Source organism: Corynebacterium sp. HMSC077D03, assembly GCF_001808545.1.
Lineage (GTDB): Bacteria > Actinomycetota > Actinomycetes > Mycobacteriales > Mycobacteriaceae > Corynebacterium > Corynebacterium simulans.
Window position 1 is genome coordinate 186,866 of sequence record NZ_KV793700.1, and the last position, 18,013, is coordinate 204,878.

The 18,013-nt window shown below is 60.8% G+C and carries 12 protein-coding genes, 1 tRNA gene and 1 pseudogene; 6 read left to right on the plus strand and 8 right to left on the minus strand.

Annotated elements, in window-relative coordinates; all coding sequences use genetic code 11:
- Positions 1 to 133: 133 nt before the first annotated feature.
- Positions 134 to 2,044 (minus strand): translational GTPase TypA, encoded by a 1,911-nt coding sequence (gene typA / locus HMPREF2888_RS09470; protein ID WP_070456224.1) that lies wholly within the window; start codon positions 2,042 to 2,044, stop codon positions 134 to 136.
- Positions 2,045 to 2,455: 411 nt separating this feature from the next.
- Between typA and HMPREF2888_RS09475 the strand changes: the two genes are divergently transcribed.
- From HMPREF2888_RS09475 to HMPREF2888_RS09485, 3 genes are read left to right on the plus strand one after another with little or no spacing between them, the layout of a single operon-like run.
- Positions 2,456 to 3,136, plus strand: coding sequence for an Rv1157c family protein (locus HMPREF2888_RS09475; protein WP_070433469.1), 681 nt, complete (start codon positions 2,456 to 2,458; stop codon positions 3,134 to 3,136).
- Complete coding sequence (locus HMPREF2888_RS09480) at positions 3,136 to 3,672, plus strand: ribonuclease FAU-1 family protein (RefSeq protein WP_062041303.1); 537 nt, start codon at positions 3,136 to 3,138, stop codon at positions 3,670 to 3,672. Before HMPREF2888_RS09475 ends, HMPREF2888_RS09480 begins: the two co-directional genes overlap by 1 nt.
- A 53-nt stretch (positions 3,673 to 3,725) precedes the next feature.
- On the plus strand, positions 3,726 to 4,646 hold the full coding sequence (locus HMPREF2888_RS09485) for a DUF808 domain-containing protein (RefSeq protein WP_070518678.1): 921 nt from the start codon (positions 3,726 to 3,728) through the stop codon (positions 4,644 to 4,646).
- 34 nt (positions 4,647 to 4,680) lie between these two features.
- On the opposite strand, the gene zupT is transcribed toward HMPREF2888_RS09485, so the two are convergent.
- Entirely contained in the window at positions 4,681 to 5,481 is an 801-nt protein-coding gene (zupT, locus tag HMPREF2888_RS09490; RefSeq protein ID WP_070518679.1) for a zinc transporter ZupT, read from the minus strand.
- A 121-nt stretch (positions 5,482 to 5,602) separates the two neighbouring features.
- Here zupT and HMPREF2888_RS09495 point away from each other — a divergent pair, with 121 nt between their 5' ends.
- On the plus strand, positions 5,603 to 6,682 hold the full coding sequence (locus HMPREF2888_RS09495) for a hypothetical protein (protein ID WP_246815060.1): 1,080 nt from the start codon (positions 5,603 to 5,605) through the stop codon (positions 6,680 to 6,682).
- Between the two features lie 32 nt (positions 6,683 to 6,714).
- Entirely contained in the window at positions 6,715 to 8,133 is a 1,419-nt protein-coding gene (locus tag HMPREF2888_RS09500) for a hypothetical protein (protein ID WP_070518681.1), read from the plus strand.
- Here the strand turns inward: HMPREF2888_RS09500 and selB are convergent.
- From selB to HMPREF2888_RS09515, 3 genes are all read right to left on the minus strand, one after another.
- The gene (gene selB, locus HMPREF2888_RS09505; RefSeq protein ID WP_070518682.1) at positions 8,130 to 9,914 is read right to left on the minus strand and encodes a selenocysteine-specific translation elongation factor; all 1,785 of its coding nucleotides are present in this window, start codon (positions 9,912 to 9,914) and stop codon (positions 8,130 to 8,132) included. The genes HMPREF2888_RS09500 and selB overlap by 4 nt on opposite strands.
- 3 nt (positions 9,915 to 9,917) lie before the next feature.
- Entirely contained in the window at positions 9,918 to 11,279 is a 1,362-nt protein-coding gene (selA, locus tag HMPREF2888_RS09510) for an L-seryl-tRNA(Sec) selenium transferase (RefSeq protein WP_070518683.1), read from the minus strand.
- Between the two features lie 46 nt (positions 11,280 to 11,325).
- Positions 11,326 to 11,420: transfer RNA gene (locus HMPREF2888_RS09515), tRNA-Sec, on the minus strand.
- A 118-nt stretch (positions 11,421 to 11,538) separates the two neighbouring features.
- Between HMPREF2888_RS09515 and selD the strand changes: the two genes are divergently transcribed.
- On the plus strand, positions 11,539 to 12,528 hold the full coding sequence (selD, locus tag HMPREF2888_RS09520) for a selenide, water dikinase SelD (protein ID WP_070518684.1): 990 nt from the start codon (positions 11,539 to 11,541) through the stop codon (positions 12,526 to 12,528).
- Here the strand turns inward: selD and nrfD are convergent.
- From nrfD to fdnG, 3 genes and pseudogenes are all read right to left on the minus strand, one after another.
- A pseudogene (gene nrfD, locus HMPREF2888_RS09525) lies at positions 12,525 to 13,641 on the minus strand (NrfD/PsrC family molybdoenzyme membrane anchor subunit). The gene selD and the pseudogene nrfD overlap by 4 nt on opposite strands.
- Positions 13,638 to 14,696 carry a 4Fe-4S dicluster domain-containing protein gene (locus tag HMPREF2888_RS09530; RefSeq protein WP_062041334.1) on the minus strand — a complete coding sequence of 353 codons (1,059 nt, stop codon included), beginning with the start codon at positions 14,694 to 14,696 and terminating at the stop codon, positions 13,638 to 13,640. Before HMPREF2888_RS09530 ends, nrfD begins: the two are co-directional and overlap by 4 nt.
- Positions 14,697 to 14,709: 13 nt before the next feature.
- On the minus strand, positions 14,710 to 17,997 hold the full coding sequence (gene fdnG / locus HMPREF2888_RS09535) for a formate dehydrogenase-N subunit alpha (RefSeq protein WP_235591027.1): 3,288 nt from the start codon (positions 17,995 to 17,997) through the stop codon (positions 14,710 to 14,712).
- Between the last annotated feature and the right edge of the window lie 16 nt (positions 17,998 to 18,013).

An 18,013-nucleotide genomic window follows, 5' to 3' on the forward strand; every position in this document is an offset into this window, starting at 1 on the left:
AAAGCAACCTGCATTCGAACCATCGAGTGGCTCTTTTGGGCGCCTTTTGGCGCCCTTCGATGGTTCGAATGCAGGTTTTCTGGCAAAAGAAAAAGCGCGACCCCAAAACGGCCGCGCTTTAATCTCCTAAGCGTTACTTGTTGAGCTGCTTCGCACGGGAAGCTGCACGCTTACGGTCGGTAGCGGAAAGCTCGACCTTACGCACTCGCATAACGTTCGGAGCAACCTCGACGCACTCGTCGTTGCCACAGAACTCAAGCGCCTCGTCCAGGGAAAGGGTACGCGCCTTTGCCAGGGTGACGGTTGCGTCTGCGGTGGCAGAACGCATGTTGGTCAGCTTCTTTTCCTTGGTGATGTTGATGTCCATATCCTCATCACGGTTGTTAGCGCCAACGACCATGCCCTCGTAAGCCTCCATGCCTGGCTCGACGAAGAACTCGCCGCGGTCAGCCAGCTGCTGCAGTGCGTATGCGGTGATCTGGCCGGAGCGGTCAGCAACCAGGGAGCCGGTCGGACGGGACTTGATCTCGCCTGCCCAGCTATCCAGGCCATCGGCGATGGAGTTAGCGATACCTGCACCGCGGGTCTCGGTCAGGAACTGGGTGCGGAAGCCGATGAGGCCACGCGCCGGAACGCGGAAGATCATGCGTACCCAGTCACCCTCGCGGACGTCCATGGACTGCATCTGGCCCTTGCGGGTAGCCAGCAGCTGGGTAACGGCGCCCTGGTACTCGGAAGGAGTATCGATGGTGAGCATCTCGTATGGCTCCATGGTCTTGCCATCGACAACCTGGGTAACAACCTGTGGCTTACCCACGGTCATCTCGAAGCCCTCACGGCGCATGTTCTCAATCAGAACGGACAGCGCCATCTCGCCGCGGCCCTGTACCTCCCAAGCGTCAGGACGCTCGGTCGGCAGAACCTTCAGGGACACGTTACCGATAAGCTCTTGGTCCAAACGAGCCTTGACCATACGTGCGGTCAGCTTGTCGCCACCGCCCTGGCCAGCCATTGGAGAGGTGTTAACGCCGATGGTCATAGAGATTGCCGGCTCATCAACGTGAATCTGCGGCAGAGCAACCGGGTTTTCAACGTCAGCGATAGTATCGCCAATCATGATCTCTGGGATACCGGAGATGGCGACGATGTCGCCGGCAATAGCCTCGGTCTCTGGCTGGCGCTCGAAGCCGACGGTACGCAGCAGCTCGGCAACCTTAACGTTCTTGACAACCTCGTTGCCGTCCTCATCCCAGGAGATCCAGGCAACCTGCTGGCCCTTCTTGATCTTACCGGAGTAGATACGCAGCAAAGCGATACGGCCGAGGAAGTCAGAGGAGTCAAGGTTGGCCACGTGCGCCTGCAACGGGCCGTCGACGGAAGCGGATGGCTCCGGCAGAACCTCGTAGATGACGTCGAAGAGCGCCTGCAGGTCCTCAGCCGCAGGAACGTTGCCGTCGCCTGGGTTCTCGGTGGAAGCCTTGCCCTCACGGCCAGAAGCGTAGAGTACCGGCAGATCCAACAGTGTTTCTGCAGCAGCAGCTGCTTCCTCATCCTCTAGGCCGGAGGCGATTTCCAGCAGGAGGTCGTGGGACTCGTTGACGACCTCGTCGATACGAGCGTCTGGGCGGTCGGTCTTGTTAACGCAGATGATGACCGGCAGCTTGGCTTCCAGGGCCTTGGTCAGAACGAAGCGGGTCTGTGGCAGCGGGCCTTCGGAGGCGTCGACTAGCAGCACGACGCCGTCAACCATGGAGATACCGCGCTCGACCTCGCCACCGAAGTCGGCGTGGCCCGGGGTGTCGATGACGTTGATGATAAGGTCGCCGCCGTCCTTGCCCAGGCCCTTGCGGTGAATAGCGGTATTCTTCGCCAGAATGGTAATGCCGCGCTCGCGCTCCTGGTCATTGGAGTCCATGACGCGGTCCGTGTGCTCGCCGTGGTCACCGAAGGCACCGGACTGCTCCAGCATGCCGTTGACGAGGGTGGTCTTACCGTGGTCAACGTGGGCGACGATGGCGACGTTACGGAACTCGGTATTAGTCACTGGTGGGGTGCTCCTTAAAGCAAAGTTGGAACGCTTAAGCGCAAGATTTTGAACGGGGTCTAAATATACTCTGCAACTTTGCAATTTGCAGCATTGGAACACCCCTCTGAAGCGGGAAATCGCAGGAGCCAGCGTTTTGTAACAAATCTATAACCCCGGACGAAAGACGGGTTGAGACACACTTTCGCTTCAGAAACTGGCTTGACCGTAAGAAACTTGACCGCAAGAAAAAGGTGAATATTGTTACCAGAGATACTATTGTGACCAATGTGCCGAATGTTATTGTCAAGCATCTCGCACCCATTTCCGTCTCCTGCACCCAATTCAAGGAATCTGATAATCGTGAGCACCTCGAGCACCGCACCTAGCTCCGAGCACAACAACGGACGCCGCCTCCGCGCGAGCTCCGGCATGATTGCTGCCGCTACCGCGGCGCTCATCGGTCTAGCTACTCCCCTTATCGCACCGGCCCAGGCAGACGCCCCGGACCTGGCCGCCCTGGAAGCACAGGCAATGTCGCACTCCCCGCTGGATTCGCTGGGACGTCCCAATGAGGCAACCCAGAATCGTATCCGCGAATTCGCCGCACAGCTATGGATTCCCAACGACATTCGCAGCGCCATCCTCTCCGGACTTGCTTTCAGCATGGGCCAGGGAGGTGATCCAGGCGTGAAATTGCCTGAGGGCCAAAGCCCAGCATTCCGCCAGTTCTACTGGCCTACCGTCTCCGCAAAATGCATCGGGGGCCAGGGCGATTCCATGGGTTCTGCCATCGCCGTCCCGGGCCCTACCAAGATGCCAGCACCGGGTGCAGGTCCAGGAGAGGCAGTCTTCCTCTTCACGGCACTAGGCACTTCCCCTGCAGCTAAGGAGCAGGGCAACATGAAGGTCCAGTGGTTCAACCTGGACACCTTCCAGTCCGGCGTTACCCCGCTTTTCAACAACGGCATCAACGCCGACGGCCCCACCACCGTCTCAGGCCGCGCCACCACGGGCAAGGGCACCGTCGTGGCCATCTTGTCCGGTTCCGTCAACACCCAAGATTCCGCGTGCGCATTCCCGCCAACTGCCGCCTTCCTTGAGGTCAATTAATGAGCGTCGATCTGCACCCTGTCAAGCAAGAAACCTTTAATACAGCGGAAAACATCAACGTCGATCCAAAAGGTTTCTTGCGCGAGGTAGACACCTACAAAGAAACCGAATTTGGTCTTTACATGGCCCGCGGTGCCAATCATCCGCGCTTTGGTTACCTCGAATCTTGGTTGCTGCCTGAACTGGGCCTGCGCGCAAATATCTTCCACTTCCGGGAAGGGGTTGAGGCACACCAGGACTTCTACTTCGATATCGCTGACATCGATAACAAGGATGGAGTCTGGACTACCCGTGACCTTTACGTCGATCTGGTCTCCAACACGGGTGAGCCAATCGACGTTCTCGACATCGACGAGCTGGCCGCAGCCACCTCCGCGGGTTTTATCTCGGCAGAAGAGGCAGAGCGCGCTATGGACCGCACCCTCGTCGCGGTCGAAGGCATTACCCGATACGGCGACGATTCCATGGCTTGGCTGCGCGCCCTCGGCATCGAACTTTCTTGGGCAGACTCTGTCAACCTGACGCCTGCGGAGTAGTTGCGTAAGATATTTAGGGTTACTTACCCCTTCATATTAAGGATGCTTTCCCCATGGCCGGTGGACTTTTTGCATTGCTTGACGACGTCGCGGTAATCGCTCGCGCGGCTGCCTCCAGCGCCGACGACGTCGCTGCCCTAGCTGGCAAGACCTCGGTAAAGGCGGCGGGCGTCGTGGTTGACGATGCCGCCGTTACCCCGCAGTACGTCTCCGGCGTTACCCCAGCCCGCGAGCTGCCTATCATTTGGCGCATCACTAAGGGCTCGCTCATCAACAAGATCGTCATCATCTTGCCGATCGCACTGTTGCTGTCTTGGATTGCGCCGTGGGCGCTGACCCCCATTCTCATGTGCGGCGGTACTTATTTGTGCTTTGAAGGCGCAGAAAAGATCCTCCACTACTTCGCAGCACATGGCGCAGAAGAAGAAAAAGAAGAACAGGCGGACACAAAGGATCCAGACGCCGAAGACAAGTTGGTTAAGTCTGCCGTTACCACGGACCTTATCTTGTCCGCTGAGATCATGGTGATCTCGCTCAACGAGGTCATTGACCAAAGCTTCTGGATGCGCCTAGGCGCGCTGCTCATCGTCGCCTTCGCTATCACTTTGGCGGTCTATGGCGCTGTCGGCGTGCTGATCAAGATGGACGACCTTGGCATTAAGCTGCTGGAGCGCAACGAAGGCAAGTCCGCCGTCGGCAACGCCTTGGTCAAGGGCATGCCGGTAGTTCTGGACATCATCTCCGTCATCGGCACGGCGGCAATGCTGTGGGTAGGTGGCCACATCGTCATCAAGGGGCTGCACGAGTTCGGCATCAACCAGCCGCACGGTTTTATCCACCACCTGACCGAACCCATCTCCAACGGCGCGCTGTCCTGGACCGTAGATACCGTCTGTTCCATGGCCTTCGGCTTTGTCCTGGGCGCCATCGTCTTGGGCATCGTCACAGGCTTCAAGAAGGCTCTCGGTAAGTAGTCGCGAACCCCTCCAGGTTTTCTCGTCTACACGATTACAGGAACATAAGCAGCGACAGCGCCATCACTGCCATTCCGGCAATCAGCCCGTAGATGGCGTGGTGGTGTTCACCGGTTTCCTCTGCGGTGGGCAAAAGCTCATCAAGCGAGATGAAGACCATGATGCCGGCGATGGCTGCAAAGCTAAAGCCCATCGTGGCGGGCCCCATCAGTGGCAGCAGGAGAACGAAGCCCACCGCTGCCCCGACTGGCTCAGCGAGCCCCGAAACCGTAGCCCACCAGAAGGCTTTGGCTCTCGAGCCCGTGGCTTCCCGTAGTGGCACCGCGACTGCGATGCCTTCCGGAATATTGTGAATCGCAATCGCCACGGCTACCGGAATCGCGATACGTGGGTCTTCCAAGCCGGCGAGGAAGGTGGCAAAACCTTCCGGAAAATTATGAAAGGCCAAGGCGCAGGCCGTAAACACGCCCGTCTTCATCAGCCGCTTGCGGCGCGCTTCTTCTTCCGTGGTGGCAGGTTCGTGCGGATTAATCTCTTCCGGAACGATTCGGTCAATAACCGCAATTATCGCGATGCCGGCGAAAAACGCGAGCACCACCGCCCAGGTTCCTGCCTTCTTTCCGCCAAAGGCCTCCGTCAATTGCTCGAGGCCCGTCGGCAGGATCTCCATGAAAGAGACATAAAGCATGACGCCAGCTGAAAGGCCTAACGCGGCAGCCATAAAAGCCGAACCAGCATGGCGTTTACTGACGGCGATGCCGGCGCCGATGGACGTCGATAAGCCGGCCAAGAGCGTAAGACCGAAAGCCACCGCCAAGGAAGACGCTGTATACATAACTTAAGACTCTAGAACATTAGCGCGTCCCAGCCCCCACTCCGTGGTGCGTAGGCTTTAAATGCGTAGGCTAGAAGCCTATAAACCTTAAAAGATTTGGAGGCCCTCGTTGGACGTGAGCATGTACCCACTAGCTAAAAGCTACTTCGGCGTCACTCACGTCGCAGTTCTCGAGCATGTAGTCCACTCGGTAGCGCTCAACCTCCCGCTTTTGCACAAAGGGCCGCTTGCGCTGCCGGTCACGCTCGAGCCCGAGGCTTTCAGCGGCGGCTGGCGTGTGCGCAGTGAGTTTGGCATCTTAGGCTATCTCGACGCCACGGAAACCGCGGAGTTTCCTGCCCTGCAGCGCGTGCGCGCTTCAGGGTTTAGAGTCGCAACTGACGCTACGGTTGAGCTCGTGCCTGAGGAGGCGACTATCGACGTCGCGGTTAACCTCGGTCTTGCCCCGTGGATGGTGCCTGTCAATGAGCAACCCGCAGGCTCCGTGCTGTTGCAGGGCGGCCTCGGCCTCCTCATCGATACCGCAACCGGGCAGCTCAATGAATCTCAACTTTCGCGCTTGAATACCCAGCAGATCTTCGTCTCGCTGCATCTGGTTGAAGGCGATATTGTCGCCGCTACCCCAGGCTTCGTCCTGGGCCGCGTGTGCACCACACAACAACAGCCGCACCTCGGTGCGATCCTGGAACGTGGCGCTGCACAAGATGCCGCTATCGCTGCCCGTGCTTACTGCGCGGACGGCCGTATCGCTGTCGACGTGCCCGAGGTGGGCGCCACCGAGTTCTTCTCCCCCGCCGTCCCCGCCCTGCGCGTGCCGCCCGAAGCGCCCGCCATCCCTCCTGCCGTCGAGCCCGCGGCCACGCAGGCTTGGGAGACCGGCCTCGAGGCCGCAGACTTCCATGCCGGCCTGCCGCGCGGAGCCAAGAAAATCACGCGCCTGGTGTCTCTAGCGGCACAGCCTGCCCCGGAAGCAGTAGTAAAACCGGAACCAGCGGACAAACCTGAACCGCTGTCAGAGCCTGCACCGCGTAGCGAGCTCGCAAGCCTCGTCAACCACGTCCCGGGCCAACAAGCGTTAGCATGGCGGCAGCTTCCCGTCGCTGCGGCGCCGGGTCGCTTCTCCTCGGAGTCAGCGCGTGTGCGCGCACGACGCTCTGAACGTGCGGCCTCCCGGCAGCGTGGCGGACACCACCGCAAGTAGACTTGCAGCTTTCCCACCGAAAGGACTTACCTATGCTTTCCCACAACCGGCGCTTGCTGCGCATCGGCGCGACCGTGCTGGCTGGCAGCCTCTTTTTGGCTGCCTGCGGCGAGGGCGAGTCCGCCAACCCGCGCATCATCCAAGGCTTGCACCAGAAGAAGCCGAAAGAGCCGATTGCCCGCCCGATGTCGGAGATGGTTCCAGCAGAGGTCGCAGCAGGACTCGGCAGCGAAAAGTACGGACTGCCCACCGCCCACGGCGCATCCATCGCATCGGGAGCGATGGAGCAATGCCAGGATTTCAAAGGCGATACCTTCCAAGCTGTTGCCGCGGCCAAGACTTTGGAGGACCACGAGATCGAGGTGGACTACGGCCTCGACGATGCCGACATGAAGTCCTGGGATGGCATGTGCGCACCCATCAAATTCGAAGGCGCCAATGCCTTTGCCACCGTGGCGACAGTGCCGTTTAAACAGGACAAGAACGAAGTCACAGGCCCGATGCTCTACATCTTCAACGGCGGTAACGGCGCTCCCCTGGTCACCCAGCCTTTCGAGCTGCCGCAGGAATTTGCCGGGAAGAAGATGAGTGATTTCGCCATCACCCAGGTGGGCGAAAAGCTGGTCTTTTCCCTAAACGATGTGCCGGAGGACAAAGCCCCACAAATCTTCACGCTCTCGCTTGCTGATGCCACCTCAAAGACCGTCAATCAGCCAGAGCCGCCGGCGAATACCTCGCAGCGCCGCCTGGAGGAATTCCGCATTCAGGATTCCTATGTTTATATCGCCGAACGCAACAGCGAGGCCGGATATCAGCTCGTTGCTGTCGATGCCCTAAGCGGCGAGGAAACCGTCTTGGTGGATGCGGGTTCCCCGGGCTTCGACAACGTCGAGCTGCCGCCCGAGGCCAAGGGCTATACCTTGCTGCACAACAACGACTTCCTAGTGGGAATCTCCGACAACGCAGCGCGCCCGACCTTTGTCTTCGACAAGCAGCAGGGCCCGCGCATGCTTGGCGATGCCTTCCCACTCGACGACCCTGAGGAACCCACCCACGTCTCCAGCCCGACGGGCACCATCGTGCGCAATCACCTAACGCTGCTGGATAAGGATGCCGGCATCAAGGTCATCGATCTGGCTAGCGGCGAGCAGGTGAGGGAAGTCTCCAACGAGGACATGACCGAAGCCTTTGAGACCGAGGATTACAAGGAGAAGGGTATTTCTGCCATCTCCGACGGCCAGTCGCTCTACTTGTCTACCGGCAAGACCGAGGAATCCACCGAGCGCTACAAGCTCAACCTGGAGACCTTGGAGGTCGAGGAAAAGAACCCGAAGGCCATGCCGCTCTTCGATACCCAGAACCTCTTCTTTGCTGGCTCCACCCTATTCGCCAACTTCGGCGAGGCCGGCGAGACCATCCCGGCCACCGGCGTTTACGCCTACTACGACTAAGCAAGCTCGCGCAGGCTGCCATCGAGGCGCCGGGTAATCCCCTTCGCATCCAGTTGCTCTAGCAGCGGGATGGCAACCCGGCGCGTGGTGCAAAGCGCCTGACGCGCCTGCGAGGTGCTAAAGGGCTGCTCGATTTCTTGCAGGCGGGTTCTTGCCTCCGCGACTGCCGCGGGCAGCAACACCACGCCGTCTTTTAGGCGCAGCAGTCTCCCGGCGCGCTCAGCTGCGGCAAGCTCTTTATTTCCTAGACCAAGCTCGCGTAGGTCCGCGGCCTCCGGCGCGGCGAAGGGCTCTCTCTTTAGCCGACGCTCCAGCTCGGCAACGCCCGCTTCTGCCTCGCCCAAGTTAACCGCAGCGCCGGGCAGCCGAATAACGCCTTCGGCGGACTCCAGCTTCGCCGCGGCAACAGCTAGGTTGAGCAGGCTATCTTCTTCGACACCCAATACATCACGGGCGGCACCGCGCGGCAGGCCGACAGACAGCGGCTTAGCCGCCATGTGTTCCTGTACGGCATCATTGAGCGCCTGCTTCCACTGTCCCACCTGGCGGGCGGTTATCCACCACTTGTTAAAGGCAATCACCCCGGCAGGCGGCGCGGAGGTCTCATAGCCATCCTGTTCTAACTCGCTGAGCAACACGTAACCGCGGTGACGCAGGCTCTGTGCCGGATTGCGGTAGTCTTCCAGCTGCGCGAGTTCTTCCGCGCGGCGGGCTGCGGCTCCCCGCCGGCGCAGCGCGGGCGGGACGAGGTCAACAATTTCCACGCCGGCCAACACGTGGCGAGCGCCGGGCCCGCGCAGCACAAAGCGATCCCCCAGCTCTAGAGCCAACGGGGCGCTGAGTCGAATGCGCGCGAAGTCGCCACTGAGAGGTCGCACGCGTGCTTCCACGCCCGCCGTGCCGGTATGGGCGATGAGCTCCTGGGCAATGCCATCCAAGCTTTCGCCAGAGACCCGGCGCACGTCGAATTCTTGCGTGACCCGCCACGTGTTTGGACTGAGCAGGCTATCGCCGCGGCTAATCGCCTCTGCCTCCACGCCGCGCAGGTTTACCGCAACGCGAGTGACTGGCTGGGCTGAGCCAACCGCCGTATTTTCACTGTGCAGGCCGCGTACCTCGACTGGGACCAGCTCCCCGCCGCTGAGCAGCTCAAGTCGATCGCCCACGGCAATGCTGCCTGCCCCAAGTGTTCCGGTGACCACGGTGCCCGCGCCCTTCACGCTGAAGGAGCGATCTACCCACAGGCGAACGCGCTGCTCGGCATCTGGAGCAGGCGCAGCGGCCAGCACGGTGTCGAGCTCAGCGCGCAGCTTCTCGATGCCCTCCCCGGTCTTAGCGGAGACCTCGATGATGGCGGCGTCGGCAAGCGCGGTGCCCGCGAGCTGCCTGCCTACCTCCGCGCGCACTTCCTGGCGACGCTGATCATCTGCACGGTCGGCGCGAGTCAGCGCCACGACGCCGTGACTAATTCCCAGCGCGGCGATGGCATCGCGGTGATCGGTGGACTGAGCCTGCCAGCCTTCATCGGCGGCGACGACGAAAAGCACCACCGGCGCAGGCCCCAGGCCGGCCAGCATATTGCCCAAGAAACGCTCGTGGCCTGGGACATCAACAAAAGCAACATCGGCTCCCGAAGGCAGGTGCGTCCACACGAAGCCCAAGTCGATGGTGAGCCCGCGGCGCTTTTCCTCTTCCCAGCGATCCGGGTCCATGCCCGTAAGTGCCCGCGCGAGCGTGGACTTTCCATGGTCCACGTGGCCGGCGGTGGCGACGACGTACATCTTTTACTCCTCAGACTGTAGCTTTTGGGCTTTGCGGATGGCCGCGATGAGCGCGGCGTCTTGGGAGGCAGGGATGCAGCGGACATCGATAAGACACTGCCCCTGGTGTACGCGCGGCAGCACGGCCGACTGCCCAACGCGCAGAAGAGCGGCGAGCTTTTCCGGCAAGGCCACGGCAAATCCTTCGAGCGGGTACTCAGGTGCCCCACCACCGCCAACACGTCCGGCGTGTGCGACCACCTCGCCTCCTACCGCCTGCGCCACCTCTTCGGTGCGGCGACGGTACTCGGCGGAATCAATATGCAGGGCCTCCTCAACTGCATTCGCCGGCGCATTTAGCGCTGCTTCCAGGGCGTTTAGCCGCAGCTTATCGATGCGCACCGCACGCGCGAGCGGGTGCTTCTTCAACAAAGCAATGGCCTTCTTGGTGCCCAAGATGATGCCGGCCTGCGGCCCGCCGAGCAGCTTGTCACCAGAGGCGATGACCACGTCCGCGCCGGCATCCAGCTGCTCCTTGAGGCTCGGCTCCTCGGGCAAGGTCGGGTCCGGCACCAGCAGCCCGGAGCCCAGATCGACGATGAGGCTGACCTGCCCCTCGCCCTCTCCGCGAGACTTATTGTGCTTCTTCAGTGCCCCACGCAGCTGCGGCACATCCACGGCGGTGGTAAAGCCCTCGATGCGAAAGTTGGAAGGATGTACCTTCAGCACCGCGCCGGTGTTGTTACCCAGCGCAGCCTCGTAGTCGGCGAGGTGGGTGCGGTTGGTGGCGCCAATCTCTTTGAGTACCGTGCCGGAGGATTCGATGAGTTCCGGCAGCCGGAATCCGGCGCCGATCTCGATGAGTTCGCCGCGGGAGATAATGACTTCCTGGCCGGGGGCAAGAGCGGCGGTGGCCAGCAACAACGCTGCAGCTCCGTTGTTGACCACGAGCGCATCTTCCGCGCCCGGGCAGGCTGCAAGCAGCGCATTGATGGCGCCGCGGCCGCGGTCCTTAGAACGCACGCCGGCCGGAAGATCGAGTTCGACGTCGGTGTAGGCGGCGGCATCGGCAAGCGCAGCGATGGCAACCTCCGGAAGCGGCGCGCGGCCCAAGTTCGTGTGCACGATAACCCCGGTGGCGTTGAGCACCGGGCGCAGGCTATACGGGCTTGCGTTGTTTAGAGCATCCCGGACCTTGGCGGTGACATCCGCTGGCGCGATGGCTCCCCTTTGCGCCTGCTTGACGACGCCCCGGATAACAGCCCGCACTGCATGTTCCGCGAGCTTCTCGCGCGCGGCTTGGGCCTCTGGCAGCGCCAAAAGTTGATCGGTACGGGGGATGTTGCGGCGCTCGTCCTGCCGCTGCGAATCGCTCTTGCTTGTCACAAACGTTCCTTGGGTTGCGGGGAGATGCCACGGGTGCCAGATACGCTGGCGGAGACGGACAGGAATCGAACCTGCCAGACCGAGCTACTCGGCCTCACCGGTTTTGAAGACCGGGGCGCCCACCAGGACACGTACGCCTCCATCGCAAGAGTTTACACTTAGGCCAATTCAGCCAACACCCTGCCCAGCACCGCGCCCGCGCTCATCCGCAAAAGCACTATTGTCCCAGCGTGTTGCCAGCGGTTGTACACTCGGGATAATGAACGACATTTTGTTGACATCTTTTGCAGCAGGCGGCGGATGCGCCTGTAAAATCCCGCCGGGCGAGTTGGAATCGGCCGTCGAAGGCCTCGTAGGCAAGGCCGATCCGAACGTCTTGGTGGGCCTCGATGACGGCGACGATGCCGCGGCTGTCAAGATTCAAGATGGCCTGGCGGTAATTTCCACCGCGGACTTTTTCACCCCGATGCTCAACGACCCTTATGACTGGGGCCGAGTGGCGGCAGCGAACGCGCTTTCTGACGTCTACGCCATGGGTGGCACCCCAGTCACCGCCATCAACCTGGTGGGTTGGCCGCGTGAGGTACTCCCCCTCGACGTTCTGCGCGAGGTCTTGCGCGGCGGAATGGATGTCGCGACGCAAGCTGGCATCTCCGTGACCGGTGGCCACTCAATTACCTCGCCAGAGCCAATCTACGGCATGGCGGCCACGGGCATCGTGGCGCCGGAGAAGCTGATGCGCAACGACACTGCGGAAGCGGGCCTTCCCATCACGCTGACCAAACCCATCGGCGTAGGCATCTTGAACAACAAGCACAAGGCCACTGGTGAGGTTTCCAAAGCAGCCGTGGACTCAATGACCACGCTCAACCGCGAGGCCTCCCGTGCAGCAGTTGAGGCTGGCATTTCTGCAGCTACCGACGTCACCGGCTTCGGCTTGTTGGGCCACCTCTACAAGATGATGCGCGCCTCCGGCATCGCCGCTGAGCTCGACGCCAGCTCGGTTCCGGCCGTAGAAGGCGCCAAAGAAGCTCTTGCTGAGGGCTTTATTCCAGGCGGCTCCCGCCGCAACCTGGATTGGGTACTCCCGCACATCGACAATGCCGCGGAGCTTAGCGAAGAAGAGCTCGTCTTCCTCGCCGACGCCCAGACCTCCGGCGGCCTACTGCTCATCGGCGAGGTACCGGGCTACCCAGTTATCGGCCGCACCGTCGCGCACGACGGCGGGCCTTTTATTCGGCTTACTTAAGCTACTGAAGTAATCACCGAATGACGCAGCCCTTCCTGCGCGCGGGCACGTTCAGCCCGGCGTTTTTGAGGTGCGATGGTCGTGGCTGGGTCCTTGACCGCTTCGATGCCGCCGTTGAGCACACCGAAGCGGGTGCAGGCGGAACCCGCCATGAGCGAGAGACCCGAGAGCACGGAGAGGGTACGGGACTTAGTGGCCGCGGCCAGTGCGGTGCCTATGCCACCGGCGGCGATGAGGTACTCGCTGGCCTTCATCAACTTGCCTGGGGTGCCGTTGTGCAAAGGCGCGACGGTCTCAGGCTCCATGTTTTCCTCCATGACCTTGGTCATGACGAGGTCGCTGGCAGCGGCAGCCATACCCAGAGCGCGGGCCGGGCCGGCGCTTTCGACCGGAGTAAAGACCATGGCGCAGCCGGAGGCAGCGGCAGAGGCCGAGGAAACGAACACATAAGGCAGATGCTGCTTGGCGTCATTCCACGTCGGGTTCGAGGTATTGCCCAAAAGCACCGCGGTATATCCCGCCAGTGGCCCACCCAAGATGCCCGCCGCCACGCCGGCCGGACCGGCAGCGGCACCAAGAGCCTTGCGCACGAACTTTGGCACAGGCAGCTTCTGCTTGGTCAGCTTGTCCGCCTCATACAAAGCCGGCAAGGAAGAGGCCGTGGCAAAGGTGCCCAGAATCCACGAGCCCACGCTCATCGGGGAGGTCACCTTGAATACACGAAACATGTTCAGCAGGCGCTCAGGGCGGCCAAGGTCAAGGACCAAGAAGACTGAGCCACCAGCGGCGGCAGTAAATGCAGCAATGCGGGTGCTGCGCGCCAAGGGCTCATTCTTCGTGGCAGATGCGCCGGCGGCCAGCAAAGCGGAGCCGCCGGACAGGCCGCCTAGGAACAGGTAAGCGCCAATCGGCCACTCCCATGGCGGAGCCTTGACCACGGGCTTGCCGTAGTAGGAGGAGAACTCGAAGTCCTCCGCCATGCGCTCTTCCTTGGAACCGTCCTGCGCACCGGCGCCAACCCGCTTGCGCTTCTTCTTTGGCTTGGTGCCGTCGAACTTGCGGTAGCGGAGCGCGCGCTGGTTGCGGCGGGCGGTACTCGTCGAATTCACTCACTTGCGGCCTCCCATCACGAATGCGCCAGCGACGGCCAAGGCCATGCCACCGATAGCTTTAGCTGCGGTCTTATACATCTGCGGCAAATCCGCAGTAGGAACCCGCGGGTCAGGCGGAAGGCCATAGACCTCCGGGGAATCCAGCAACAGGAAGATGGACCCGGTTCCGCCGACGCCGTCGTCAGGATTAGCGCCATACAGGCGCGCCTCGGTAAGCCCCTGCTCGTGGAGGACCCGCACGCGCTCCTTCGCCGCGGCGAGCATCTCTTCATAGGGGCCGAACTGGATGGAGTCGGTTGGGCACGTCTTTGCGCACGCTGGCTGCTCGCCAATCTTGAGGCGGTCGTAGCACATGGTGCACTTCTGAGCGACGCCGAGATTCTTGATCGGCATCTTCTTCCCCGGTACGTGGTCCTCGCCCTGTGGTTTCAGCTGCGCCAGCTTCTTGAACACATTAATGCCAGCGTGGTCATCGGGCTGAAAATCGACGGTAGCCGTCTTATCAGTCTTCAGCGTCACACCGCCGTCATCGCGGCGCTCAATGACGCCGAACGGACAGCCGGCAACGCAAGTACCGCAACCGTTACACACGTCATCCTGCACAACCACCGTGCCGAACTCGGAGCGGAAGAGCGCGCCCGTTGGGCACACGTCCAAGCAGCCCGCGTTGGTGCAGTGCTTGCACACGTCAGAGGACATGAGCCAACGGAAGTCACCGGTGTCCGGCGGCGTGGTATCGACCTTTTCTAGCTGCGACCCGAAACCGGGCATGCCGAGGGAGACCAACTGACGGCCTTCCTCACGTGCCTGCTCGATGCGCTCTTGACCTTGTTCGATGAAGGCCACGTGGCGCCAGGTATTAGCGCCCAATGAGCCGGTGTTGTCGTAAGAGTCACCGGTTACCGCATATCCCTCAACCGGGTTGCGGTTCCATTCCTTACAGGCCACCTCGCAGGCTTTGCAGCCAATACAGATCGAGGTGTCCGTAAAGAAGGCCATGCGGTTATAGGACTCGTAGCCGTGCTGATCGGCTTTTTCAGTAAGCAAATTAGCCATGAGCTCTACTCACCTACCCTTCTTTGCCTTCGTAGTCGGCTACGTTGCCGGCGGTGTCATCAGCGCCGGTGTTTTCGTCCTTGGAATTAGCACCCTTGTCTTCGGGATTCAGCGTGAAAGCATCGTCGACGTCGACAAGCTGGTTACCGGACTCCAGGTCAAGGTGAGCCTTGTCCTGGTACTCCTTGAGCAACTCGATGCGGGCATGTCCGCGTGGGCGACGGCCCGGGCGGATATCGCAGGCACCAATCTTGGAGTTCTGAATCCACACGTTCGGCTCAAGCGTGAGACCGAGCAGGTCATTCGCGCCGTCGCCAGCCACGTCCGTGGTTTCGGACTCGCCGTAGTGATACGGCAAACCGATCTGGTGGAAATCCTCGCCGTTAATCGTCAGCTTCTGCACGCGGCCGGTGACCAAGACCTGCGCTTCGATCACGCCACGCGGTGAAACGATGGTTGCCCATTCGCCGTTTTCCAGCCCGCGCAGTTCTGCAAGCTCCTTCGAGACCTCACAGAACAGGCCCGGCTGCAGCTCCGCCAGGTAAGGCAGGCGACGCGACATCGCACCCGAGGTATACATCTCGGTCAGGCGGTAGGTGGAGAACACGAACGGGAAGACCTCGGCGCCTGGCTCGCCCGGTTCTGGGCGCGACAGGTTATCTGGACGCTTAATGGTAAGACGCGTCGGCGATTGCTGCTGCTTGTAGAGCAGGTTGTGCGCTGGGGACTCATGCGGCTCATAGTGCGTTGGCAGCGGGCCATCCGATAGTCCCTTCGGGGCGAAGAGCCAGCCGACACCATCCGCCTGCATGATGAATGGATCGTCACCGTCGAGCGCGGCAGGGCCGACGGCGTCGATAGGCGCACGGTAATCCGGCGCCTTGTTGACTGGGAAGTCTGGGACGTCGTCGCCAACCCATGCCTCCTTGGCAGCATCCCACCAGATGTACTTCTTGCGCTCAGACCATGGTTTTCCGTCTGGGCGTGCGGAAGCACGGTTATAGAGGATGCGGCGGTTTGCAGGCCAGACCCAGCCCCACTCGAGGGCGACCTCGTTTTGTTCAGATCCCGGTACCTTCTTGGCGGCATGGTTGATGCCGTCCTTGAACACGCCTGTGTAAATCCAGCAGCCGCCGGAGGTGGAGCCGTCGTTCTTCATCTCCACGAAGGTCGGCAGTAGCTCGCCCTTCTTTGGACCATCGAGGTAGTAGCCGTTGATCTCCTTGAGGATCTCCTCGGAGTCTGGCTCACCTTCCTCGTTTTCGGTGTAATCCCAGGTGATCTTCTGAACCGGAAGATCGCGCGGATCGGTGGAGTCGGCCAAGCGCTCCTTGATCTTCTTACCCAGCTGGTAGAAGAACCACAGGTCACTGGTGGCCTCACCCGGCGGGGTGACCGCCTGGAAACGCCACTGCAGCATGCGCTGGGTCTGGGTGAAGGTGCCGGCCTTTTCCACGTGGGTAGCTGCCGGCATGAGGAAGACCTCGGTACCGATTTCCTCGGTCTTCAATTCACCGTTTTTAATCTCCGGCGAGTCCTTCCAGAAGCTGGCGGTCTCGATTTCTTGGAAGTCACGAACGACCAGCCACTTCAGCGCAGCCAGACCACGGCGCTGCATACCGCCGTTGGACTGTGCCACCGCTGGGTTTTGACCGAAGACGATGTAGCCCTCAACCTCATGCTCGAGCATGGCCATCAAGGTCTCATACGTCGAGTGCGCACCAGAAATGCGCGGCATGAGGTTATAACCCCACTCGTTTTCCGCCGTAGCGGCATCGCCCCAATAAGACTTCATGAGCGATACGGCATAGTTCTCGCCGATCTGCCAGAAGCCCTTCTGATCTTCCTTGCGGAAGGTATTGACGTAATCCTTCCAGCTCTGCAGGTTAACGTGCGGCATCGGCAGGTAGCCCGGTAGCGAGTTAAACAGCGTCGGGATATCCGTGGAGCCCTGGATGGAAGCGTGGCCACGCAGCGCCATGATGCCGGAGCCTGGGCGGCCGACGTTGCCCATCAGCAGCTGCAAGATAGCAGCGGTACGGATGAACTGAGCGCCCAGCGTGTGCTGGGTAAAGCCCAAGGCATAGGCAAAGCAGGTGGTGCGATCCGGCTTGGAGTTATCCGCGATGGAATTAGCCAGATAGAAGAAGTCCTCCTGCGAGATACCGCAGGTCTCCTCCACCATCTCCGGGGTGTAACGGGAGTAGTGACGCTTTAAAATCTGGAACACCGAATTCGGGTGCTGCAGAGTCTCGTCCTTCTCCACGTTCCACGAGGAGCCTTCCGGCTTGCGCACGTACTGCCACGAGTCGGTAACGTACTTGCCCGTTTCTGGGTCATAGCCAGAGAAAAGACCATCCAAGTCCTCGGTGTCCTGGTAATCAGGCGAAATGATCGAGGAAGCGTTGGTGTACGAGACCACGTAGTCGTGAAAATAAAGCTCGTTGTCGAGCATGTACTTGATGATGGCGCCAAGCAGCACCACGTCAGTACCACCGCGAATGCCGATGTGGCGGTTCGCGAAAGCCGAAGTACGGGTATAGCGCGGATCCACGTGGATGATGCGCGCGCCGCGCTTCTTGGCCTCAACTACCCACTGGAAGCCCACTGGGTGGCATTCAGCCATGTTAGAACCCTCAATGACAATGCAGTCCGCATTTGCCATATCCTGCAGCGGTTGGGTTGCGCCGCCGCGGCCAAACGAAGTTCCCAAACTGGGAACGGTGGCAGAGTGTCAAATACGAGCCTGATTTTCGACCTGAATCGCGCCGGTGGCGGTAAACAGCTTCTTAATCAGGTAGTTCTCTTCGTTGTCCAAGGTTGCACCGCCCAGACCGGCGATACCCATGGTGCGGTTGAGAGTGCGGCCTTCATCGTCAACGTCTTGCCAATGGGCCTTGCGGGATGCGATATAGCGATCCGCAATCATGTCCATGGCGGTTTCGGTATCCAGGTACTCCCACTCGGTGGAGTAAGGCGCACGGTACTTGATCTTGGTCAGACGCGAAGCAGAGTTAATAAGCTGCTCAGAGGCAGAGCCCTTCGGGCAAAGGCGACCGCGCGAGATCGGAGAATCTGGATCGCCTTCAACCTGAATGACTCTGTTGTCCTTGACATAAACGCGCTGCGCACAGCCCACCGCACAATAAGGACAGACAGACTGCACGACGCGGTCCGCTTCAACGGTCCGTCCGTGGAGCTCTTTGCTCTTCTTCGACTGGGTGCTGAGATCCCTGCCGAAGGCGTCTTTAGAACGCACCTGGCGCACAACGGGCCAGTTGAGAGGACTAAATTTCGACATACAGTCAAAAGTAGTG

Coding starts and splice junctions, on each gene's coding strand:
- HMPREF2888_RS09480 (WP_062041303.1), top strand. CDS start 3,136: ATGAGCGTCGATCTGCACCCTGTCAAGCAAGAAACCTTTAATACAGCG.
- HMPREF2888_RS09500 (WP_070518681.1), top strand. CDS start 6,715: ATGCTTTCCCACAACCGGCGCTTGCTGCGCATCGGCGCGACCGTGCTG.
- selD (WP_070518684.1), top strand. CDS start 11,539: ATGAACGACATTTTGTTGACATCTTTTGCAGCAGGCGGCGGATGCGCC.
- HMPREF2888_RS09485 (WP_070518678.1), top strand. CDS start 3,726: ATGGCCGGTGGACTTTTTGCATTGCTTGACGACGTCGCGGTAATCGCT.
- HMPREF2888_RS09530 (WP_062041334.1), bottom strand. CDS start 14,696: ATGGCTAATTTGCTTACTGAAAAAGCCGATCAGCACGGCTACGAGTCC.
- HMPREF2888_RS09495 (WP_246815060.1), top strand. CDS start 5,603: ATGTACCCACTAGCTAAAAGCTACTTCGGCGTCACTCACGTCGCAGTT.
- HMPREF2888_RS09475 (WP_070433469.1), top strand. CDS start 2,456: ATGATTGCTGCCGCTACCGCGGCGCTCATCGGTCTAGCTACTCCCCTT.
- zupT (WP_070518679.1), bottom strand. CDS start 5,481: ATGTATACAGCGTCTTCCTTGGCGGTGGCTTTCGGTCTTACGCTCTTG.
- selB (WP_070518682.1), bottom strand. CDS start 9,914: ATGTACGTCGTCGCCACCGCCGGCCACGTGGACCATGGAAAGTCCACG.